This window comes from Streptomyces huasconensis, assembly GCF_021028635.1.
GTDB classification, from domain to species: Bacteria; Actinomycetota; Actinomycetes; order Streptomycetales; family Streptomycetaceae; genus Streptomyces; species Streptomyces huasconensis.
On record NZ_CP086119.1, the window covers coordinates 6,344,163 to 6,365,936 of the forward strand.

18 protein-coding genes are annotated in these 21,774 nt (G+C 72.7%); 12 read left to right on the forward strand and 6 right to left on the reverse strand.

Annotation, left to right across the window (positions count from 1 at the left end):
* Positions 1 to 43: 43 nt before the first annotated feature.
* Entirely contained in the window at positions 44 to 730 is a 687-nt protein-coding gene (locus J2N69_RS28675; RefSeq protein WP_230903263.1) for a response regulator transcription factor, read from the reverse strand.
* 156 nt (positions 731 to 886) lie between these two features.
* Positions 887 to 1,489, reverse strand: coding sequence for a flavodoxin family protein (locus tag J2N69_RS28680; protein ID WP_230903264.1), 603 nt, complete (start codon positions 1,487 to 1,489; stop codon positions 887 to 889).
* Between the two features lie 328 nt (positions 1,490 to 1,817).
* Between J2N69_RS28680 and J2N69_RS28685 the strand changes: the two genes are divergently transcribed.
* The 3 genes from J2N69_RS28685 (at position 1,818) to J2N69_RS28695 (ending at position 7,239) form a co-directional block, all read left to right on the forward strand.
* The gene (locus J2N69_RS28685; protein WP_230903265.1) at positions 1,818 to 3,329 is read left to right on the forward strand and encodes a 3' terminal RNA ribose 2'-O-methyltransferase Hen1; all 1,512 of its coding nucleotides are present in this window, start codon (positions 1,818 to 1,820) and stop codon (positions 3,327 to 3,329) included.
* Positions 3,326 to 5,917: a polynucleotide kinase-phosphatase gene (locus tag J2N69_RS28690; RefSeq protein WP_230903266.1), complete on the forward strand. Its 2,592-nt coding sequence runs from the start codon at positions 3,326 to 3,328 to the stop codon at positions 5,915 to 5,917. Before J2N69_RS28685 ends, J2N69_RS28690 begins: the two co-directional genes overlap by 4 nt.
* Before the next feature lie 89 nt (positions 5,918 to 6,006).
* Positions 6,007 to 7,239, forward strand: a complete 1,233-nt coding sequence (locus tag J2N69_RS28695) for an arginine deiminase (RefSeq protein ID WP_230903267.1) — start codon at positions 6,007 to 6,009, stop codon at positions 7,237 to 7,239.
* A gap of 31 nt (positions 7,240 to 7,270) precedes the next feature.
* On the opposite strand, the gene J2N69_RS28700 is transcribed toward J2N69_RS28695, so the two are convergent.
* The gene (locus J2N69_RS28700; protein ID WP_230904914.1) at positions 7,271 to 7,735 is read right to left on the reverse strand and encodes an ATP-binding protein; all 465 of its coding nucleotides are present in this window, start codon (positions 7,733 to 7,735) and stop codon (positions 7,271 to 7,273) included.
* Between the two features lie 221 nt (positions 7,736 to 7,956).
* On the opposite strand from J2N69_RS28700, the gene J2N69_RS28705 reads away from it, so the two are divergent.
* Entirely contained in the window at positions 7,957 to 8,784 is an 828-nt protein-coding gene (locus J2N69_RS28705; RefSeq protein WP_230903268.1) for an enoyl-CoA hydratase family protein, read from the forward strand.
* A gap of 716 nt (positions 8,785 to 9,500) precedes the next feature.
* The gene (locus tag J2N69_RS28710) at positions 9,501 to 11,771 is read left to right on the forward strand and encodes a bifunctional salicylyl-CoA 5-hydroxylase/oxidoreductase (RefSeq protein ID WP_230904915.1); all 2,271 of its coding nucleotides are present in this window, start codon (positions 9,501 to 9,503) and stop codon (positions 11,769 to 11,771) included.
* On the opposite strand, the gene J2N69_RS28715 is transcribed toward J2N69_RS28710, so the two are convergent.
* On the reverse strand, positions 11,760 to 12,602 hold the full coding sequence (locus J2N69_RS28715) for a PaaX family transcriptional regulator (RefSeq protein WP_230903269.1): 843 nt from the start codon (positions 12,600 to 12,602) through the stop codon (positions 11,760 to 11,762). The two genes, J2N69_RS28710 and J2N69_RS28715, sit on opposite strands and share 12 nt — an antisense overlap.
* A 9-nt stretch (positions 12,603 to 12,611) precedes the next feature.
* Entirely contained in the window at positions 12,612 to 14,264 is a 1,653-nt protein-coding gene (locus tag J2N69_RS28720; protein WP_272595847.1) for an AMP-binding protein, read from the reverse strand.
* Positions 14,265 to 14,373: 109 nt separating this feature from the next.
* On the opposite strand from J2N69_RS28720, the gene J2N69_RS28725 reads away from it, so the two are divergent.
* The 6 genes from J2N69_RS28725 (at position 14,374) to J2N69_RS28750 (ending at position 20,312) form a co-directional block, all read left to right on the forward strand.
* Positions 14,374 to 15,606, forward strand: a complete 1,233-nt coding sequence (locus J2N69_RS28725) for an acyl-CoA dehydrogenase family protein (RefSeq protein WP_230903270.1) — start codon at positions 14,374 to 14,376, stop codon at positions 15,604 to 15,606.
* Entirely contained in the window at positions 15,603 to 16,001 is a 399-nt protein-coding gene (locus J2N69_RS28730; protein WP_230903271.1) for a RidA family protein, read from the forward strand. Before J2N69_RS28725 ends, J2N69_RS28730 begins: the two co-directional genes overlap by 4 nt.
* Positions 16,002 to 16,159: 158 nt before the next feature.
* Positions 16,160 to 16,987 carry a dimethylargininase gene (gene ddaH / locus J2N69_RS28735; protein WP_230903272.1) on the forward strand — a complete coding sequence of 276 codons (828 nt, stop codon included), beginning with the start codon at positions 16,160 to 16,162 and terminating at the stop codon, positions 16,985 to 16,987.
* Between the two features lie 527 nt (positions 16,988 to 17,514).
* Entirely contained in the window at positions 17,515 to 18,312 is a 798-nt protein-coding gene (locus J2N69_RS28740; RefSeq protein WP_230903273.1) for a thioesterase II family protein, read from the forward strand.
* A 138-nt stretch (positions 18,313 to 18,450) separates the two neighbouring features.
* Complete coding sequence (locus J2N69_RS28745; protein ID WP_230903274.1) at positions 18,451 to 19,443, forward strand: ATP-binding cassette domain-containing protein; 993 nt, start codon at positions 18,451 to 18,453, stop codon at positions 19,441 to 19,443.
* Positions 19,444 to 19,472: 29 nt separating this feature from the next.
* Positions 19,473 to 20,312: an ABC transporter permease gene (locus J2N69_RS28750; protein ID WP_230904917.1), complete on the forward strand. Its 840-nt coding sequence runs from the start codon at positions 19,473 to 19,475 to the stop codon at positions 20,310 to 20,312.
* Between the two features lie 176 nt (positions 20,313 to 20,488).
* On the opposite strand, the gene J2N69_RS28755 is transcribed toward J2N69_RS28750, so the two are convergent.
* A complete protein-coding gene (locus J2N69_RS28755; protein WP_230904918.1) occupies positions 20,489 to 21,586 on the reverse strand; it encodes an IS701 family transposase in 1,098 nt (365 codons plus the stop codon).
* On the opposite strand from J2N69_RS28755, the gene J2N69_RS28760 reads away from it, so the two are divergent.
* Positions 21,552 to 21,698: a hypothetical protein gene (locus tag J2N69_RS28760; protein ID WP_230905033.1), complete on the forward strand. Its 147-nt coding sequence runs from the start codon at positions 21,552 to 21,554 to the stop codon at positions 21,696 to 21,698. The two genes, J2N69_RS28755 and J2N69_RS28760, sit on opposite strands and share 35 nt — an antisense overlap.
* The last annotated feature ends 76 nt before the right edge of the window (positions 21,699 to 21,774 follow it).

Sequence of the window (21,774 nt, forward strand, 5' to 3'; positions counted from 1 at the left end):
GAGACCCCCGGCCCGGCCGGGCGGAGGCGGTGGATCGGCGGCATCAGATGTATCCCTCCCGCAGCGCGTACGCGACGGCATGCGCGCGGTTCTGGAGCTGCAGGCGCGTCATCAGCGCGTGCAGGACGTTCTTGACGGTGCGTTCGGAGTAGGCGAGCTTCTCCGAGATCTGCTTGGTGTCGAGGCCCTCGGCGATCAGCCGGACCACGTCGACCTCGCGGGGCGCCATGCCCAGCGTCGGCACCAGGGCCCCGGCGGCGGACGGCGGCCCGTCGAGCGCCGAGAGCCGCAGCCGCCCCAGCTGGGTCATGAGCCGGTTGATGAGGTCGGGCGGCAGCTCCCCTTCGCCGCGCGCCGCGCTGTGCACGGCGCGCAGCAGCTTCTGCGGGGTCGCCTGGTGCCGCCAGAGGATGGCGCGTACGCCGCACTCGACGACCGTGAGCAGCTCCGGTTCGCGCAACTCGCCGGCGATGAGGACGACGCGCTGCTCGGCGGAGCGCGCGAGCCGGCGCAGTTCGGTGCCCGCTAGGTCGTCGAGCCGGTCCACGAGCATGACGGCGACGCGCTCCGGCGCGGGCGCCGTGCCGGGCGCGGCCTGAGGTGTCTGCGATGGGTCCTCGGCACGGTCCACCAGCTCGACGCTGGGCTGGTGGCGGAGATGGCTGATCACTCCGGCGCGGCTGAGGGGGTCGGTGGCGTGTACGGCCACCGATATGCGTGTATCCGACACTGGTCTTTCCCTGTCTTCCCCCGAATATCGACGGGCACAGGGTGATCGGAACCGATCAACAAACGATGAGCGACGGATCAACGCGGACGTTTACCGACGTGAGCGGACGTGAGTGGACGTGAGCGGACGTGCGTGGACGTAAGCGGCGGCTCGCCGTCACGAGGCCGGCGGAGGGAAGGGCGCGTCGCGCAGCAGCCGCGCCAAGTGCACGGTGTTCGCCGCGAGCGCCCGGGTCGTGTCGGCGACGGCGTCCGGTGTCTCGTCCAGGTCCTGGTAGTCGGTGCCCTGCTGCGCCTCGCCCACCCAGTAGGTGACGGCCCCCGGCGCGAGGCTGAAGCCGATGTCGTTGAGCCCCTGGAAGACGTCGGCGCTCACCTTGTGCGCGCCGTCCTCGTTGCCCACGACCGCCACGGCCGCCACCTTGCCGTGGATCAGCGGGCGCCCCTCGTCGTCGGTCTCCGTCTCGGCGTTCAGCCGTTCGAGGACGCGCTGGCAGACGCTCGACGGGTGGCCGAGCCAGATCGGGGTGGCGATCAGCAGGATGTCGGCCGCGAGCATCTTCTCGCGCAGCGCGGGCCAGGCGTCGCCCTCGCCCAGATCCGTCGAGACGCCCGAGCGCACGTCGTGGTCGGCGATCCGTACGGACTCCACGCTCACGCCCAGCTTCTCCATCTCGGTCAGCACCTGCCCCGCCAGCAGCTCACTGCTCGAAGGCGCGGGGGAGGGGGAGAGGGTGCAGACGAGTGCCAGGGCGCGCACGGGGGACTCCTTCGCGGTACGGATGCGGTACGTGGTGCTGAGGCCTCCAGTGTCCAGATCATCACGCACGAAACATCGCCCCGCACGCCGGGCGGCCCCCCGGAGGGTCCGCCGAGGACGCCGCTCCCGTACCTGGCTGACGAGGGAAAATTCCCGGGTGCGCGGGCGGCACGCGCTGTACGTTGAGGGGGCGTACCGGGGGCGGGCGCCGTTGCGCGGGGGTTGCCGCGGCGCGGCGCACGCACCGCGGCGAGCCCGTACAGAGGGCCGCGATCACAGCCCCGGAGCGCGCATCCACAGCCCTCATCCCGTTTCGAGGCCATCCACCGTGTTCCTGACGATCAGCACCACCGGCACCCCTGACCGCCCCGCGACCGACCTCGGGTTCCTGCTGCACAAGCATCCCGGCAAGGCGCAGGCGTTCTCCACCTCCTACGGCACCGCGCACGTCCTCTACCCCGAGGCCACCGCGGAGCGCTGCACGGCCGCGCTGCTCCTGGAGGTCGACCCCGTCGCGCTCGTGCGGCGCGGCAAGGGCAAGGGGCGGGGCGGCGCGCCGGACGCGGCACTCGCGCAGTACGTCAACGACCGGCCCTACGCCGCGTCGTCGCTGCTCGCCGTCGCGATCGGGGCGGTGTTCTCCAGCGCGATGCGCGGGCAGTGCGCCGCGCGCCCCGAGCGGGCCGCGCAGCCGCTGCCGCTGCGCGTCGAGGTGCCCGCGCTGCCCGCGCGCGGCGGCGCCGAGCTGGTGCGGGCGCTCTTCACGCCGCTCGGCTGGACGGTGACGGCGACGCCGGTCCCGCTGGACGAGCGGTTCCCGGAGTGGGGCGACTCGCGGTACGTGCGCGCCGTGCTCGACGCGCCCGAGGGGCGGCTGACCCTGGGCGAGGCACTGCGCCACCTGTACGTCCTGCTGCCCGTCCTCGACGACGCCAAGCACTACTGGGTCTCGGCGGACGAGGTCGACAAGCTGCTGCGCGCCGGTGAGGGCTGGCTAGCGGGCCACCCGGAGCAGCAGCTCATCACCAGCCGCTATCTGTCGCGGCGCCGGTCCCTGACCCGCGAGGCGCAGGAGCGGCTCGAACTGGCGCGGCTCGCCGACGCGGACGACACGGACGTCACCGAGATCGACAACGCCGTCGACGAGGAGAGCGCTGATCCCGACGTCGAAGAGGGGTCGGAGAAGCCGGTGCCGCTCGCCGTGCGGCGCCGCGAGGCGATCCTCGCGGCACTGACCGCGGCGGGCGCCGCGCGCGTGCTCGACCTGGGCTGCGGCCAGGGCCAGTTGGTGCAGGCGCTGCTGAAGGACGCGCGGTTCACCGAGATCGTCGGGGTCGACGTCTCCATGCGCGCGCTGACCGTCGCCTCGCGGCGGCTCAAGCTCGACCGCATGGGCGACCGCAGGGCGGAGCGCGTCACCCTCCTCCAGGGCTCGCTGGCGTACACCGACAAGCGGCTCAAGGGGTACGACGCGGCGGTGCTCAGCGAGGTGATCGAGCACCTCGACATGGAGCGGCTGCCCGCCCTGGAGTACGCGGTGTTCGGCTCGGCGCGGCCCCGCACCGTCCTGGTGACGACGCCGAACGTCGAGTACAACGTCCGCTGGGAGACCCTCCCGGCCGGCCACGCGCGCCACGGCGACCACCGCTTCGAGTGGACCCGCGAGGAGTTCCGCGCGTGGGCCCGCCGGGTGGCCGAACGGCACGCGTACGACGTGGAGTTCGCGCCGGTGGGGGACGAGGACCCCGAGGTGGGACCGCCGACCCAGATGGCGGTGTTCCACCGGACGGAGAAGAGCCCGATGGCGGACAGGACCGCGAAGGAGGTGCGAGCAGCATGACCAGCAGCAGCAACGAAAAGAACAATGGCGCCGGCACCCCTACTGCCGACGTCACGGGCCGTGTGCTCCCCGTCACCGACCTCTCCCTCGTCGTCCTGGTCGGCGCCACCGGCTCCGGCAAGTCCACCTTCGCCCGGCGCCACTTCAAGCCCACCGAGGTCATCGGCAGCGACTTCTGCCGGGGGCTCGTCGCCGACGACGAGAACGACCAGAGCGCCAGCGGCGACGCCTTCGACGTCCTGTACTACATCGCGGGCAAGCGGCTGGCCGCCGGCCGCCGCACCGTCGTCGACGCCACCAACGTGCAGAGCGACAGCCGCAAGCGGCTGATCGAACTGGCCAGACAGTACGACGTGCTGCCCATCGCCATCGTGCTCGACGTGCCCGAGGACGTCTGCGCCGCGCGCAACGCCACGCGCGCGGACCGGGCCGGTCTGCCGCGCCGCGTCATCCAGCGCCACCAGCGCGAACTGCGCCGCTCGCTGCGGCACTTGGAGCGCGAGGGCTTCCGCAAGGTGCACGTCCTGCGCGGCGTCGAGGAGATCGACGGCGCCCGCCTCGTCACCGAGAAGCGCTACAACGACCTCTCCCACCTCACCGGCCCCTTCGACATCATCGGCGACGTCCACGGTTGCGCCTCCGAGCTGGAGACCCTGCTCACCAAGCTCGGTTACGTCGACGGCACGCACCCCGAAGGGCGTACCGCCGTCTTCGTCGGCGACCTCGTCGACCGCGGCCCCGACACCCCCGGCGTGCTGCGCCGCGTGATGTCCATGGTCGGCTCCGGAACGGCCCTCTGCGTGCCCGGCAACCACGAGAACAAGCTCGGCCGCCACCTCAAGGGCCGCAGCGTCCAGCACACCCATGGCCTGGCCGAGACCGTCGAGCAGCTGGCGGCGGAGAGCGAGGAGTTCCGGGCACAGGTGCGGGAGTTCGTGGACGGGCTCGTGTCCCACTACGTCCTCGACGGCGGCAAGCTCGTCGTCTGCCACGCCGGTCTGCCCGAGAAATACCACGGGCGCACGTCGGGGCGGGTGCGCTCGCACGCGCTGTACGGCGACACCACCGGCGAGACCGACGAGTTCGGGCTGCCGGTGCGCTACCCGTGGGCGGAGGAGTACCGCGGCAAGGCCGCCGTCGTCTACGGCCACACTCCGGTACCCACCGCGACCTGGCTGAACAACACCATCTGCCTGGACACCGGCGCCGTCTTCGGCGGCAGGCTGACCGCGCTGCGCTGGCCGGAGCGCGAGCTGGTCGACGTCCCCGCGGAGCGGGTCTGGTACGAGCCCGCCAAGCCGCTGCGCAGCGAGGCACCCGGCGGCCACGACGGACGCCCCCTCGACCTGACCGACGTGCACGGCCGCCGCGTCGTGGAGACCCGGCACGCCGGCCGCGTCGCCGTGCGCGAGGAGAACGCGGCGGCGGCCCTCGAAGTCATGAGCCGCTTCGCGACCGACCCGCGCCTGCTGCCGTACCTGCCGCCGACGATGGCGCCCACCGCCACGTCACGGCGGGAGGGCTACCTGGAACACCCGGCCGAGGCCTTCGCCTCGTACGCGCAGGACGGTGTCGGCCGTGTCGTGTGCGAGGAGAAGCACATGGGCTCGCGCGCGGTCGCCCTGGTCTGCCGCGACGCGGACGTGGCCCGGGAGCGCTTCGGTGTGGACGGTCCGACCGGCTCCCTCTACACCCGCACGGGCCGCCCGTTCTTCGCCGACCCGTCCGTCACGGAGGAGCTGCTCGGCCGGGTGCGCGCCGCCGTCACCGAGGCGGGCCTGTGGCAGGAGCTGGAGACGGACTGGCTGCTGCTCGACGCCGAGCTGATGCCGTGGTCGCTGAAGGCGTCCGGCCTGCTCCGCACGCAGTACGCGGCCGTGGGCGCCGCCGCCGGGGCCGCCTTCCCCGGCGCGCTCGCCGCCCTGGAGGCCGCGACGGCACGCGGTGTCGACGCGGGCGCGCTGCTCGCGCGGCAGCGGGAACGGGCCGCGGACGCCGCCGCCTTCACCGACGCGTACCGCCGCTACTGCTGGCCGACCGACGGCCTGGAGGGCGTGCGCCTCGCGCCGTTCCAGATCCTGGCCGCCCAGGGCCGCAGCCTCGCCGGGCTCCCGCACGACCGGCAACTGGCCCTGATCGACCGCATGGTGGAGCACGACGGCGGCCAGGGCTCCGACCTCCTCCAGACCACCCGCCGCCTCTACGTCGACACCGGCGACGAGGCGTCGGTGCGGGCGGGCGTCGACTGGTGGCTGGAGATGACCGGACGCGGCGGCGAGGGCATGGTCGTCAAGCCGGTCGAGGCCCTGGCCACGAACGGACAGGGCCGGCTGGTGCAGCCCGGCGTGAAGTGCCGGGGCCGCGAGTACCTGCGGATCATCTACGGCCCGGAGTACACGCGGCCGGAGAACCTGGAGAAGCTGCGCGGCCGCACCCTCGGCCACAAGCGCTCGCTCGCCCTGCGCGAGTACGCGCTCGGCCTGGAGGCGCTGGACCGGCTGGCGGGCGGCGAGCCGCTGTGGCGCGTGCATGAGGCGGTGTTCGCGGTTCTCGCCCTGGAGTCGGAGCCGGTGGACCCGCGGCTCTGAGCCGCCGGACGCCGGGAGACTGAGGCGGCATCAGATGACGTTGCCGTGTTGACCGCGCGCGGGCCGCCCGGCCGGGGAAAGATGGACCCATGGGATTCCATGTCGACTCCGAGGCCGGGCGGCTGCGCCGCGTCATACTGCACCGCCCCGATCTGGAGCTCAAGCGGCTGACTCCGAGCAACAAGGACGCCCTGCTCTTCGACGACGTCCTGTGGGTGCGCAGGGCCCGCCAGGAGCACGACGGCTTCGCGGACGTGCTGCGCGACCGGGGCGTGGCGGTGCACCTCTTCGGCGATCTGCTGAAAGAGACGCTGGATGTACCGGAGGCGCGCCTGCTCGTCCTGGACCGCGTCTTCGACGAGAAGGAGTACGGCCCCCTCGCCACCGACCACCTGCGGGTCGCCTTCGAGACGATGCCGTCGGTGGAGCTGACCGAGGCGCTGGTGGGCGGCATGACCAAGCGGGAGTTCCTGGAGGCCCACCCCGAGCCGACCTCCGTGCGCTTCCACTGCATGGACCTCGACGACTTCCTGCTCCGCCCGCTCCCCAACCACCTCTTCACCCGCGACACATCGGCGTGGATCTACGACGGCGTCTCCATCAACGCGATGCGCTGGCCCGCCCGGCAGCGCGAGACCGTGCACTTCGAGGCCATCTACCGGTACCACCCGCTCTTCCGCGGCGAGCACTTCAACGTCTGGTCGCAGGGCCAGGCGGACTACCCCTCGACCATCGAGGGCGGTGACGTCCTGGTCATCGGCAAGGGCGCGGTGCTCATCGGCATGAGCGAGCGCACCACGCCGCAGGCCGTCGAGATGCTCGCGCACAAGCTCTTCGCGGCGGGCTCCGCGCAGACCATCGTGGCGCTCGACATGCCGAAGCGGCGCGCGTTCATGCATCTCGACACGGTCATGACGATGGTCGACGGCGACACCTTCACGCAGTACGCGGGCCTCGGCATGCTCCGCTCCTACACCATCGAACCGGGCGTCGGCGACCGGGAGTTGAAGGTCACCGACCACCCGCCGGAGAACATGCACCGCGCGATCGCCGCCGCCCTCGGACTGGACGCCATCCGGGTGCTCACCGCCACCCAGGACGTGCACGCGGCCGAGCGGGAGCAGTGGGACGACGGCTGCAACGTCCTCGCGGTCGAGCCGGGCGTCGTGGTGGCGTACGAGCGGAACGCGACGACCAACACGTACTTGCGCAAGCAGGGCATCGAGGTCATCGAGATCCTCGGCAGCGAGCTGGGGCGCGGCCGGGGCGGGCCGCGGTGCATGAGCTGCCCGGTGACGCGGGACCCGGTGCCGGGAATGTAGGGACGGCTGCCCTGGGGACGGTTCGGTTCCCCTAGGGGCGGCTCCCCTGGGGACGGCCCCCTTGGGGTCGCGTCGGGAGTGTGAACCACACCGCCTTGCCGGACGCGGTGGGGCGGTGACCGCAGGACGAGCTGAGGGTGCGGATCAGGAGCAGGCCGCGGCCGTGCTCCTGCCAGGGGTCCGGTTCGCCGGGCGGCTCGGGGGCGGTGAGGTCGCCGGGCGGCAGCGGGCTGGAGTCGTGCACCTCGACCTGGCAGCCGGTCGGCAGCAGCTCGATCACCAGCTCTATGGGTTCCTGCCCCACGGTGTGCTCGACGGCGTTGGCGACCAGCTCCGCGGTGAGCAGTTCGGCGGTGTCCGTGTCGGGGGACGCCTCGATGTCGGTGAGCGCGGTACGGACCAGGGCGCGCGCGACGGGCACGGCCGCCGAGGTGTGCGGCAGCGCGATGCGCCAGGAGGCGGGGGAGGGGGGCTCGTGCAAGGCGGGTCCGTTCAGGGCAGCAGGCGGTCCTGCTTTCAACCGTACGAATCCTAAGCGCTATGTCGACAGAGGCGACGGTCGGGCATGCGGGGGACGTACGACCCTGCCCGCTCCAGGAGACCGGACCCGCCCCTATCGCGTACTCATGACGACAGTCACACATCAGTGATAACTTCGGTGGAGCGAACTCAGCGCACCCCGCGAACTCAGCCCGCAGGCCGAGGAGGCCGCACCTGATGAGTCCCTTCACCGGCTCCGCTTCCCCCACCCCCGAGTGGCGGCATCTGCGCCTCACCGTCGACGACGGAGTCGCCACGGTCACCCTCGCCCGCCCCGACAAACTCAACGCCCTCACCTTCGGCGCCTACGCCGACCTGCGCGACCTCCTCGCCGAGCTGTCTCGGGACAGATCCGTGCGGGCCCTCGTGCTCGGCGGCGAGGGGCGCGGCTTCTGCTCGGGCGGCGACGTGGACGAGATCATCGGCGCGACCCTCGCCATGGACACCGCCCAGCTCCTCGACTTCAACCGCATGACGGGCCAGGTCGTGCGGGCCATCAGGGAGTGCCCCTTCCCGGTGATCGCCGCCGTGCACGGGGTCGCCGCGGGCGCCGGCGCGGTGCTCGCCCTCGCCGCGGACTTCCGCGTCGCGGACTCGAGCGCCCGCTTCTCCTTCCTCTTCACCCGCGTCGGCCTCTCCGGCGGCGACATGGGGGCCGCCTACCTCCTGCCCCGTGTCGTCGGCCTCGGCCACGCCACGCGGTTGCTGATGCTCGGCGACGCGGTCCGCGCCCCCGAGGCCGAGCGGATCGGCCTGATCAGCGAGCTGACCGACGAAGGCGGGGCCCCGGAGGCCGCCCGAACCCTGGCCCGCCGCCTCGCCGACGGCCCGGCCCTCGCCCACGCCCAGACGAAGGCACTGCTCACCGCCGAGCTGGACATGCCCCTGGCCGCGTCCGTGGAGCTGGACGCGGCGACCCAGGCGCTCCTGATGAACGGCGAGGACTACGCCGAGTTCCACGCCTCCTTCACGGAGAAGCGCCCGCCGAAGTGGCGGGGCCGGTGACGGCGGGGGAGCGGGGGCGCCGTGCCAGGTCGTCGGAGTCTCGGCCTGCCTCTGCGGCGGCGGCCGGTGCTCGTGCGGCGCGGCGGCCCGCGGCCGCTGTCGCCGCCTCGTCGGCAGAAGGGGACGCCGAGGCCGTGACGGAGCCTCTCTCCACGGCGTCAGCTCACCTCGCCGCCCTGCCGTCGGAGCCCTGGCCTGCTCCTGTGGCGGACGGCGCTGGTGCGGCGCGGTGGCCCGCGGTCGCCGTCTCGTCGGCAGGAACGGACGCCGGGGTCGTGGCGGAGCCCGTCTCCACGGTCTCGGCCTGTCGTGCTCAGCCGTCCGAGTCCTGGCCTGCGGCGGACGGTGCTCGTGCGGCGCGGTGGCCTGCGGTCGCCGTCTCGTCGGCAGGAACAGGCGCCGGGGCCGTGGCGGAGCCCGTCTCCACGGCGTCAGCCCACCGTGCCCCCGGCCCCACCGGCGGCCTGCCGGGGCGTGCGGAGCCCGCGCGAAGGGTGGGGGGCGGGGCTGACGTGCCTTCGGTGCAGGCGGGGCGGTCCGGGCACGGTCGCGGGGCCGTTGTCCCCGCCCGCGACGGGGGTCTCCCCGTGACCGAAGGCGCTGCGGCGGCCAGACGGTTCGCGCGGGACGTGGGCGCCGAGGCCACGCCCCCGGCCTCGGCGCAAGCGGTCCCTGCTCCCGCCGAGGCCGGGGGCGCGGAAGCCCGCCCCCACCGCATCGCCGTCATCGGTGGCGGCCCCGGGGGGCTCTACGCCGCCGCCCTGCTGAAGCGGCTCGACCCGGCCCGCGAGGTCACCGTCTGGGAGCGCAACGCCCCGCAGGACACCTTCGGCTTCGGGGTCGTCCTCTCCGATGAGACGCTCGGCGGCATCGAGCACGCCGACCCCGCCGTCTATACCGCCCTTCAGGCCGAGTTCGTACGCTGGGACGACATCGACATCGTGCACCGCGCCCGGCGGCACACCTCCGGCGGCCACGGCTTCGCGGCGCTCGGGCGGCGGCGGCTCCTGGAGATCCTGCACGCCCGCTGCCGCGACCTCGGCGTCGAGCTGCGCTTCCGTACCGAGGCACCGCCCGCCGCCGAACTCGCCACGGCGTACGACCTCGTCGTCGCGGCCGACGGCGTGCACAGCCTCACCCGCGAGGCGCACGCCGAAGCGTTCCAGCCGGCCATCACCACCCACCGCTGCCGCTACATCTGGCTCGCCGCCGACTTCGCCTTCGACGCCTTCCGCTTCGAGATCGCCGAGACCGAGCACGGCGTGATGCAGCTGCACGGCTACCCCTTCTCCGCCTCCGGTTCTGGTGCGTCCACCGTCATCGTCGAGATGCGCGAGGAGGTCTGGAAAGCGGCCGGCTTCGACGGCCTCGGCGAACGCGAGTCCACCGACCGCTGCGCCAAGATCTTCAGCGAGGCGCTCGGCGGCCGCCCCCTGCGCGGCAACAACTCCGCCTGGACCACCTTCCGCACCGTCGTCAACTCCCGCTGGTCGCACGGCAACACGGTCCTGCTCGGCGACGCCGCCCACACCGCCCACTTCTCCATCGGCTCCGGCACCAAGCTCGCCGTCGAGGACGCCCTGGCGCTCGCCGCCTGCCTCCAGGAACAGCCCGACATCCCGAGCGCCCTCCAGGCGTACGAGGCCGAACGCCGCCCCGTCGTCGAGTCCACCCAGCGCGCCGCCCGCGCCAGCCTGGAGTGGTTCGAGCGCCTGCCCGACCACCTCGACCAGCCGCCCCGCCAGTTCGCGTTCAACCTCCTGACCCGCAGCCGCCGCGTCACCCACGACAACCTCCGCCTGCGCGACGCCGAGTTCACCCGCTCCGTGGAGCGCGAGTTCGGCTGCCCCGACGGCACGCCCCCCATGTTCACGCCCTTCACCCTCCGCGACCTCACCCTGCGCAACCGCGTCGTGGTCTCCCCGATGGACATGTACTCCGCTCTCGACGGCGTCCCCGGCGACTTCCACCTCGTCCACCTCGGCGCACGCGCCCTGGGCGGCGCGGGCCTGGTCATGACCGAGATGGTCTGCGTCAGCGCACCCGGCCGCATCACCCCCGGCTGCGCCGGCCTCTACACCGCCGAACAGGCCGACGCCTGGCGCCGGATCACCGACTTCGCACACGCCCAGGCTCCGGGCACGGCGATCGGCGTCCAGCTCGGCCACTCGGGCCGCAAGGGCTCCACGAAACCGATGTGGGAAGGCATCGACGACCCCCTGCCGGGCGGCAACTGGCCGCTCTCCGCCGCCTCCCCGCTCCCGTACACACCGCACAGTCAGACCCCGCGGGAACTCTCCCGCGCCGGACTCACCGAGATCCGCGAACAGTTCGTCGCGGCGGCCCGCCGCGCCGACCGCGCGGGCTTCGACCTCCTCGAACTCCACTGCGCCCACGGCTACTTGCTCTCCGGCTTCCTCTCCCCGCTGACCAACCACCGCACGGACGCGTACGGCGGCACCCTCACCGCCCGGCTCCGCTTCCCCCTGGAGGTCTTCGACGCCGTACGGGAGGTATGGCCCGACGGCAAACCCATGACCGTCCGCATCTCGGCCACCGACTGGGCCGACGGCGGCACCACGGCCGAGGACGCCGTGGAGATCGCCCGCGCCTTCGCGGCCCACGGCGCCGACGCGATCGACGTCTCCACCGGCCAGGTGGTCGCGGACGAACGCCCCGCGTACGGCCGCTCCTACCAGACGCCGTACGCCGACCTCATCCGCAACCGCACCGGCATCCCCGTCATCACGGTCGGCGCCATCTCCTCCTGGGACGACGTCAACTCCCTGCTCCTCGCGGGCCGCGCCGACCTCTGCGCCCTGGCCCGCCCCCACCTCTACGACCCCCACTGGACCCTGCACGCGGCGGCCGAACAGGGGTACGCGGGCCCGGGCGTCGTCTGGCCGCTCCCGTACCGCGCGGGCAGCCGCCGCCCCCAGACCGGCCGCACGGACGCACCGAAACCACGCTTGTCGCTACGGAGTTGACGAACACTCAGAATCGGCCCCGGGCGACACGAAGCGCGCACCCGCCTCCCGCAGCAACCCGTCGAGCCCGGCGAACACCGCGGCCGACCGCGCGCCCGGCCAGTCCGTCGGCAGCAGCCCGGCGGGCAGGCCCGGGTCGGCGTACGGGAGGCGTCGCCATGAGTCGAGGGCCAGGAGGTAGTCGCGGTACGCCTCCTCGGGCGGCGGGGCCGTCTCCCCCCTCGCCTCCCAGGAGCGCAGCACCGGCCCATGCCGGTCCAAAAACGCCTCGTGCTGCTTGGCCAGCGAGGTGAGGTCCCACCAGCGGCCCACCGCCTCCGCCGTCGCCGCGAACCCGAGGTGCTCGCCCCTGAACAGGTCGACGTACGGCGCGAGTTGGAGCCGCTCCAGGGTGTGCCGGGTCTCCTCGTAGAGGTGCGCGGGGGCGATCCACACGCCCGGCGCCGCCGTCCCGAAGCCGAGCCCCGCCAGACGGGACCGCAGCACGTGCCGCTTGTGCCGCTCCGTCTCGGGCACGGAGAACACGGCGAGGACCCAGCCCGTACCCTCCCGCGAGCCGGCCGGGCCGTAGATGCGCCGGTCGCCGTCCTTCAGGAGCTGCCGGGCCTCCGGCGACAGCGCGTACCCCGCCGCACCCGACGCCGTACGCGCCGGTACGAGGAGCCCGCGCCGCTTGAGCCGGGACACCGACGAGCGCACCGACGGCGCGTCGACGCCGACCGGCGCGAGGAGGCGCACCAGCTCGGCGACCGGCACGGGGCCGGGCGCCGCCCGGCCGTAGGCGCCGTAGAAGGTGACGATCAGGGACCGTGGAGTGTGCTGCTCGGACACGTGATCACTTTACGGGCCCGGCTCCGCCGAGGGGCCGGCGGCGGACGGCGTACGCAGCCGGAACCGCTGCAGCTTGCCCGTCGCCGTCCTCGGCAGCGCGTCGAGGAAGACGATCTCGCGCGGACACTTGTAGGGGACCAGCTCCGCCTTCACGAACGCGCGCAGCCGCTCCGCGTCCCGTGGCGCGCCCGCGCGCAGGACCACGTACGCCACGACCACCTGCCCGCGCCGCTCGTCGGGGCGCCCCACGACGGCCGTCTCCGCGACGTCGGGGTGGCGCAGCAGCGCCTCCTCCACCTCGGGGCCCGCGATGTTGTACCCGGCCGAGATGATCATGTCGTCGGCGCGTGCGACGTAGCGGAAGTAGCCGTCGGCGTCGCGGACGTATGTGTCGCCGGTGATGTTCCAGCCGTGGCGCACGTACTGGAGCTGGCGGTCGTCGGCGAGGTAGCGGCAGCCGACCGGCCCGCGCACCGCGAGGAGCCCCGGCTCGCCGTCCGGCACCGGCGCGCCGGAACCGTCCACCACGCGCGCCTGCCAGCCCGGCACGGGCAGCCCCGTCGTACCCGGCCGGATCGCGTCGTCGGCGGCGGAGATGAAGATGTGCAGCAGCTCGGTGGCGCCGATGCCGTTGATGACGCGGTGCCCGGTGCGCTCGTGCCACGCCCGCCAGGTCGCCGCGGGCAGGTTCTCGCCCGCCGAGACGCAGCGCCGCAGCGAGGAGATGTCGTGGCCGTCGAGCTGGTCCAGCATCGTGCGGTACGCGGTCGGCGCGGTGAACAGGACGGTGACGCCGTGCCGCCCGATCGCGGGCAGCAGCTGCTTGGGCGCCGCCTGTTCGAGCAGCACGGACGAGGCGCCGAAGCGCAGCGGGAAGATGACGAGGCCGCCGAGCCCGAACGTGAAGCCGAGCGGCGGACTGCCCGCGAACACGTCGTCGGGGACCGGCTTGAGGACGTGCCGCGCGAAGGTGTCGGCGATGGCGAGCACATCGCGGTGGAAGTGCATGCAGCCCTTGGGGCGGCCCGTCGTGCCGGACGTGAAGGCGATCAGCGCCACGTCGTCGGCCGCCGTGTCCACCGCCTCGTACCGCTCGGGCTGCCGGGCGGTGCGCGCCAGCAGGTCGTCGGGGCCCTCACCGCCGTACGTGGTGACGCGCAGGCCCGGCACACCGGCCTTGATGAGGTCGTCCACCGCGCGGACGTCGCACAGCGCGTGCCGCACCTCGGCGATCTCGCACATGGTGGCCAGCTCCGGCGCGCGCTGCTGGGCGAGGACGGTCACCGCGACCGCGCCCGCCTTCATCACCGCCAGCCAACAGGCCGCGAGCCAGGGCGTGGTGGGCCCGCGCAGCAGCACGCGCTCGCCGGGGCGTATGCCGAGTTCGGAGGTGAGCGTGTGCGCGACGCGGTCGACGTGGCCGCGCAGACCGCCGTACGTCCAGGTCTCGCCGGACGCGGTGTGGAAGGCCGGCCGCTCGGCGCCCAGCCGGTCCGCCGTCCGGTCCAGTAGCTCCGTGCCGCAGTTCAGGCGGGCGGGGTAGTGCAGCTCGGGGCGGTCGTGGACGAGCGCGGGCCACTGCTCACGCGGGGGGAGATGGTCCCGGGCGAAGGTGTCGACGTGGCCGGACGGTGTCAGCCCCGGATTGCCGTTGGGTTCCATGGCGGCTCTGCCCCCTTGCCTGCCGGTCGGGCGCTGTGGTGGGCTCGCCTCACGAGCGTATCGTGTTGGTGACGGCAGTCAACGGTGCGCGATAAAGGAGGGGCTCGCGATGACCACATTCTCCCTCGACCCAGGACAAAGTGCCTGGTGCGCGGAGCTGCGCGTCCTCGCCGCCGAGCGGCTGCGCCCCCTGGCGGAGAAGGGCGAGCCGGGCCATGTGAACCGGCCCCTGGTCGAGGCGCTGGGTGAACTGGGCCTGCTGGACCGCCTGTTCGAGGAGCCCGGTGACCGGGGAGGGGCCGGGCGCGCGACGTCCGGCGCCCTCGGCCTCTGCCTGATGCGCGAGTCCCTCGCCTACGCCTGCACGGAGGCCGAGACCGCCCTCGCGCTCCAGGGCCTCGGCGCCCACCCCGTGCACGCCTACGGCTCCGCGGCGCAGCGCGCGCGCTGGCTGCCCGAGGCCCGCGCCGGGCGGGCGGTCGCCGCCTTCGCGCTCTCCGAACCGGGCGCGGGCTCCGACGCCGCGGCCCTGACCCTGGCGGCGGAGCCGGACGGCTCCGAAGGCTGGCGCCTCACGGGCGAGAAACGCTGGATCTCCAACGCCCCGGAAGCCGACTTCTACACCGTCTTCGCCCGTACGTCCCCGGACGCCGGGGCCCGCGGCGTCACCGCCTTCCTGGTCCCCGCCGACCGGGCGGGCCTGACGGGCACGGCCCTCGACATGCTCTCCCCGCACCCGATCGGCGCCCTGGCCTTCGACGGCGTACGGGTCGGCCGCGACGACGTCCTGGGCGAGACCGACCGGGGGTTCCGGGTCGCGATGACCACCCTGAACCGGTTCCGCCCGAGCGTCGGCGCCTTCGCGGTCGGCATGGCCGCCGCCGCGCTGGACGCGAGCCTCGCCCACACCGCCGAACGGGACGCGTTCGGCGGCAAGTTGAAGGACCTCCAGTCCGTCGCGCACCAGGTCGCCGAGATGGCCACGCGCACGGAGGCGGCCCGCCTGATGGTCTACGCGGCAGCGGCGGCGTACGACGAACAGGCCACAGCGGGCGCGGAGGCGGCGGAGGGCTCGGAGGGGGCGGAGGCGGCCCGGGGTCCCGGCATCGCGCGGCGGGCCGCCATGGCGAAGCTGCTCGCCACGGAGACCGCGCAGTACGTCGTCGACGCGGCGGTCCAACTGCACGGCGCCCGCGCGCTCCAGCGCGGTCATCTCCTGGAGCACCTCTACCGTGAGGTGCGGGCGCCCCGGATCTATGAAGGGGCGAGCGAGATCCAGCGCACGATCATCGCCAAGGAGCTGTACTCCGCGCAGACCTCCGAGAAGGAGCCGCCCGCATGACCCTGCACCGCGTGAACCCCGCCGAACTCTCCCCGCCCACCGGCTTCTCGCACGCCGTCACCGCGACCGGGTCCCGCCTGGTCTTCCTCGCCGGGCAGACCGCCCTGTACGGCGACGGCAAGGTCGTCGGAGCCGGTCTGCCCGCACAGTTCGAGCGGGCGCTCACCAACCTCCTGACCGCCCTGCGCCACGCCGGAGGCACCCCCGCCGACCTCGCGCGCGTCACCGTCTACGCCACGGACGTCGCCGACTACCGCCAGCACGCGCCCGAACTGGGCCGCATCTGGCGGCGGTTGGCGGGCCGCGACTACCCCGCGATGGCGGTGGTGGGCGCCGTACGGCTGTGGGACGATCAAGCGCTGGTCGAGCTGGACGGGGTGGCGGTCCTGGACTGAGAACCGCCGACGGGCGGAAAACAGGAATTCGAAGCGGGCGGGGCGATTGCCCTGCCCTCGCTTATTCACGGTAACGCCTCGCCGATCCCGTATCCGTGCTGCTTCAATGTTCCAGGAATTTCCGCAGACAGGACGGGATCAAGGTGTCGCACATAAATATGGAACGGTCCACGAACAGCGCCCGTGCGGCGTCACCGCGGCGTTATCTGATGTGCCGCCCCACGCATTTCGACGTCACGTATTCGATCAACCCGTGGATGGATCCGAGCAGACCTACCTCGGCGGAGACCGGTCTGGGGCAGTGGAAGCGGCTGCACGACACGTTCGTGGGTCTGGGCCACGAGGTACAGGTCATCGATCCGGTGCCGGGGCTGCCCGACATGGTGTTCGCCGCGAACGGCGCCACCGTCGTGGACGGCAAGGTGCTCGTCGCCCGCTTCCGGCACGCGCAGCGCGTCGACGAGGCGGCCGCGTACCTGGAGTGGTTCGGCCGCGGTGACTGGTCCGAGGTCCGGCAGGCCGAGTACGTCAACGAGGGCGAGGGCGACTTCCTCTACGTGGGCGGGGAGATCCTCGCCGGCAGTGGTTTCCGCTCCGACCTGCGGGCACACGACGAGATGCGCGAGTTCTTCGGCCGGCCCGTGGTGAGCCTGACGCTGGTCGACCCGCGCTGGTACCACCTCGACACGGCGCTCGCCGTGCTCGGGGAGGGGGAGGTCATGTACTACCCGGCGGCGTTCTCCGCGGAGAGCAGGGCGGTGTTGGCGGAACGTTTCCCAGACGCGATCCTGGCCGACGAGGCCGACGCCGCCGTCTTCGGCCTGAACGCCCTGTCGGACGGCCGCAACGTGGTCCTGCCGGAGCAGGCCGTCGGCCTCGCGGCGCAGCTGCGCGAGCGCGGTTACACGCCCATCGGGGCCGACCTGACCGAAATGCTGAAGGCCGGCGGCAGCGTCAAGTGCTGCACGCTGGAACTGCGGGGCTGAGGCCGGGCGCGCCCCGCGCACCTGCCGACGGTGGTCGTCCCGTCCGCCTGTCCCGTTGACGGGACAGGCGTGCCGGCTTAAGCGACGGTTGTCCCTGCGACGTGCTTTCCGGGTGCTTCGTCAGCACCCGTGAAGGTATATTCGGCGTGCGGCCGGAATCCCGAACCGTAAATACCGACGCCGGTGCGGCGCGGGATTCCGTACGGTTTGCGAACGCGCCTTTACCCAGGGCGAATTCCCGGCCCATCCGTCGTATGCGCGGTGAATTCGATGCGACCCGCGGGACGAGACACGGGCCCCCGCCGCACGATCGCGGTCCGCCGCGTGATGGCACCCCCGCCCCCCCCTGGCTGCCCGCACCCCCCGACCGCGGCTGACCGCCCCCCGACGCCTCCCCGGTGCCCGCGCCGGATGTCTCGTCGCCGTCATGCCACCGCGCCGTCCCCCCCCGAACCCCCTCGCGCCGGACGCCCCGGAGCCCTCTTCCGGCGGGACCGGCGCACGAAGGACAGGAAGAAGCGATAGCGATGAAGAGCACGCGCCGCCACGACACCGTGCCCAGCGACTGGATGCGCCAGTTCCACGAGCCGCGGGGCGACGGTCTGACCCTGGTCTGCTTCCCGCACGCCGGTGGCTCCGCGTCGGCCTACTTCTCTCTGTCGAGCGCCTTGTCGGCCACGTGTCACGTGCTGGTCGCGCAGTACCCCGGCAGGCAGGACCGCCTGGCCGAGCCCGCCATCGACGACCTCGGAGAGCTGGCGGACCGGGCCGCCGAGGCCCTGGAGCCCTGGCGGGACCGGCCGTTGGCACTGTTCGGGCACAGCATGGGAGCCGCCGTGGCGTACGAGGTCGCGCGGCGCCTGGAGCGGCGGCAGGGGCGCGGTCCCCTCGGGCTGATCGTCTCCGGGCGGGCAGCGCCGTCCGTCCGGCAGGACCGGGGCGTTCACCGCATGGACGACGCCGGCATCACCGCGCACATGGCGGAGCTCGCGGGCACACCGCCCGTCCTGCTGGCCGACAAGGAGTTCCTGGCCACCGCCATCCCGCCGATGCGCGCGGACTTGAAGGCGGTGGAGAGCTACCAGGACCTCTCGGGCGGCAAGGTCACCTGTCCCATCAGCAGTTACTGCGGAGAGCACGACACGGACGTGCCGCGCGACGGGGTCCTCAGGTGGCGCGAGCACACCACGGCGCGCTTCACGGCCGATTTCTTCGAGGGCGGTCACTTCTACCTCCAGGACCGGCAGCCGGAAGTGGTCCGGGCCATCACGCGGGACCTGGCGGCCTTCACCTCCCTCAAGCCGACGACGCCGACGGCGCGCTGACCGAAAGCGGCGGTCGCGACTTGACGCGATGTATCGCGTCTCCTACTGTCGTGATCCTGCTCAACTGGGCGTCCCCGTCTGCCTGTTGTGAGAACGGCCGCGCATGCTCGAACACATTCGAACCTGGGGAGATCTCTTATGCCAGAGGCCATCCACGCCGAAGGCCTGGTGAAGCACTTCGGTGACGTGCGGGCCGTGGACGGCGTCGACCTCGACGTCCCCAGGGGGACCGTGCTCGGCCTGCTCGGCCCCAACGGCGCGGGCAAGACCACGGTCGTGCGCATGCTGACCACGCTGCTCAAACCTGACGCGGGGCACGCGACGGTGGCCGGCTTCGACGTCACCAAGAACCCGGACGACGTGCGCCGCTCCATCGGCCTCTCCGGACAGTTCGCCGCGGTCGACGACTACCTGACCGGCCGTGAGAACCTCCAGATGGTCGGCCAGCTCTACCAGTTGACCCGACGCGACGCGAAGGCCCGCGCCGCCGAACTGCTGGAGCGGTTCAACCTCGGCGACGCCGCGGACCGCGCCGCCCAGACGTACTCCGGCGGCATGCGGCGACGCCTCGACCTCGCCGCCGCGCTCGTCGTCCAGCCGCCGGTGATGGTCATGGACGAGCCCACCACGGGCCTGGACCCCACCAACAGGCTGGCGCTGTGGGACGTACTCCAGGAGCTGGTCAAGGGCGGCACGACCCTGCTGCTGACCACCCAGTACCTGGAGGAGGCCGACCACCTCGCGCACGACATCTGCGTCATCGACCACGGCCGGGTCATCGCCCGCGGCACCTCCGACCGGCTCAAGGCGCAGATCGGCGGCGAGCGGATCGCGCTGGTCGTCCACCGGCGGGACGACATCGCCGGAGCGAGCGCGGTGCTGAGGAACCGCGGCAGCGGTGAGGTCGCGGTCGAGGACCACACGCGCCGGCTCACCGTACCGGTCACCGGCGGCGCCCGGCTGCTCGCCGACATCATCCGCGACCTGGACGAACTGGGTATCGCGATCGACGACATCGGGCTGCGCCGACCGACGCTGGATGACGTGTTCATCTCGCTCACCGGGCGCTCCGCCGAGGCCGAGGAGAACGGCCGCTCCGAGGACCAGCTCGTGAAGGAGAGTGCGAAGTGACCGCCCACGCCCCCACCGCCCAGACCGCCGTGCCCACCCAGGTGTCCGCCGTGCCGCGCACCAGGAGCGGCATCGCCCTGTCCGTCCACGACTCGCTGGTCATCGCCAAGTGCGGCCTGACCCGGATGTCACGGGCCCCGGGCATGATCATCTTCATGATGATCCAGCCGCTCATGTTCGTGGTCATGTTCTCGTACGTGTTCGCCGGCTCGATGACCATCGGCGGCACCACGGACACCGGTGTCTACCGCGAGTTCCTGGTCACCGGCATCTTCGCCCAGACGGTCATCTTCGCCACCGTGGCGACCGGCGCGGGTATCGCCGACGACATGCGCAAGGGCCTCATCGACCGGTTCCGGTCCCTGCCCATGGCCCGCGGCGCGGTGCTCACCGGCCGCACCCTCTCCGACGTGGTGGCGATGTCGATCACCGTGGCGGTCCTGGCGATCGTGGGCGCGCTGGTCGGCTGGCGCTTCCACGAGGGCGTGCTCAAGGCGCTGGCCGGCTTCGGCCTGCTGCTCCTGCTCGGGTACGCGTTCACCTGGGTCGGCGCGCTGACCGGCCTGTCCGTCCGTACCCCGGAGGCGGCCTCCTCCGCCCCCATGATGTGGATCCTCCCGGTGTCGTTCATCTCCAACGCCTTCGTGGACCCGGGCCAGATGACGCCCTGGATGCGGCACGTGGCCAACTGGAACCCCTTCAGCGCCACGGTGCAGGCCTGCCGGGAGCTGTTCGGCAACCCGGGGGTGAGCACGTCCGACGCCTGGCCGATGCAGCACTCGGTACTGGCCTCGCTGCTCTACTCGATCCTCATCATCGCGATCTGCCGCGCGCTGGCCGTGCGCAAGTACCGCAACTTCTCCTCCTAGGCCCGGCCGGCCGCGCGGACACGGCTCCGGCCGGCGCGGCCGCCACGGCGCCACCCGTACCGCGGCCCTGGACATCCGTTTCCCCCGGCGGCATCCAGGGCCGCACTCTCATGAGGGCCCACCGCGGCCCGGCCGCCCGGCGTGGCCCGGCCGCTCCGGCAGGGCCACGCCGGGCGCTAAGCGGCCGACGCCAGGTGCTGATACGCGTACGCCGAGGAGACGAGGGTCATGTGGTGGTACCAGCCGGGAAAGGAGCGGCCCTCGAAGTCACCGAGGCCGAAGTCCTGCTTCAAAGTGTCGATGGAGGCCGCCGCACTCGCCCTCAGCGCGGCCAGCGACAGGACGTCGTCGAGGGGCGCTTCGGTGAGGTTCGTGATCCACACCGGCCCCGCGGCAGCGTCCGCCCCCACCTCGCGGACGAGCCGGAACGGGCCGAGTGGAGGCCCCGCCGCCCGGCCCCCGGGCAACCGGACCAGCGCGGAGCGGGCCTGCGCCGGCCGCTGCCGGGTGTCCGGCATGGTGACCGTGACGGTGTCGACGGCACGGGCGGCGGACACACAGTCACCCGCGCCGACGAGCCCCCTGCCGGGAAGGGCCCCTTCGCCGGTCGGGTGGACCTTCAGATACGGGGGGAGCGCGACGACGAAGTCGCGGTTCCGCCGGTCGAGTCCGCGCAGGAGGAAGTCGGCGTCCAGCGCGTCGCTCAGGTCGGTCACGATGGGGACCCGCGGGCGCTCCGTGCGGCTCGCCAGCGTGTCGACGATGTCGAGCATCTGCGCCCCCACCGGCCGGTACCGCACCGTGTCCGGGATGCGCGCGCGTCGGCGCAGCTGTCCGTCCTCCGCCCAGGGCGCGGGCAGGTGCAGCCGCCAGTCGACGGGCACCTGGACCGCGCCGATGGCGAGGAACGCGCCGATGCCCAGCTGGCAGTTGAGGGTGCGGCTCGCGAGCGGGTCGAAGTAGCGGTGCACGCCGACCGACTGCTCGCCGGACTTGGGTATGACGACGCGATGGATCGTCCAGGCCGAGGCGGGCCGGTACCTCTCGGCCCAGCGGGTGAGCTTGCGCATGACCGAATCCCAGCCCCAGGGACTGGTGGAGACGAACTGGCGCAGGGACTGGGCGGCGGTGGGGGAGGTGGAAACATAATGAGCCAGGCGACGTACGGACTTGTGCCCGGGTGTGATGAGCAGACCCGACAAGTAGGCCTGCGCCCATCTGCGTTGGTCGACGCGTCTGATGCTGCTGAAGACTTCGTCGGAGAAAGCGGTCAAGGTGGTGCTGTCGTCGGTGACGGGCGATGTCTCACTCGCGGTCGCGCCGGGCCTGGTCATTCGCAATTCCCCCTACTCCGATCAGCGCGACGACAGCAGGGACGAAGCATGAATCCCGATGCGGCGCAACTGACGAACGTAACTTGGCCGAAAAGCGTCGCGTTGAGTCAAAGTGTCTCGTCGCTGCT

Bases quoted from the DNA above. Each gene is read 5' to 3' on its own strand.
- J2N69_RS28690 (WP_230903266.1), top strand. From the start codon at position 3,326: ATGACCAGCAGCAGCAACGAAAAGAACAATGGCGCCGGCACCCCTACT.
- J2N69_RS28695 (WP_230903267.1), top strand. From the start codon at position 6,007: ATGGGATTCCATGTCGACTCCGAGGCCGGGCGGCTGCGCCGCGTCATA.
- J2N69_RS28705 (WP_230903268.1), top strand. From the start codon at position 7,957: ATGAGTCCCTTCACCGGCTCCGCTTCCCCCACCCCCGAGTGGCGGCAT.
- J2N69_RS28720 (WP_272595847.1), bottom strand. From the start codon at position 14,264: ATGGAACCCAACGGCAATCCGGGGCTGACACCGTCCGGCCACGTCGAC.
- J2N69_RS28725 (WP_230903270.1), top strand. From the start codon at position 14,374: ATGACCACATTCTCCCTCGACCCAGGACAAAGTGCCTGGTGCGCGGAG.
- J2N69_RS28730 (WP_230903271.1), top strand. From the start codon at position 15,603: ATGACCCTGCACCGCGTGAACCCCGCCGAACTCTCCCCGCCCACCGGC.
- ddaH (WP_230903272.1), top strand. From the start codon at position 16,160: ATGGAACGGTCCACGAACAGCGCCCGTGCGGCGTCACCGCGGCGTTAT.
- J2N69_RS28740 (WP_230903273.1), top strand. From the start codon at position 17,515: ATGAAGAGCACGCGCCGCCACGACACCGTGCCCAGCGACTGGATGCGC.
- J2N69_RS28745 (WP_230903274.1), top strand. From the start codon at position 18,451: ATGCCAGAGGCCATCCACGCCGAAGGCCTGGTGAAGCACTTCGGTGAC.
- J2N69_RS28760 (WP_230905033.1), top strand. From the start codon at position 21,552: ATGCTGCTGAAGACTTCGTCGGAGAAAGCGGTCAAGGTGGTGCTGTCG.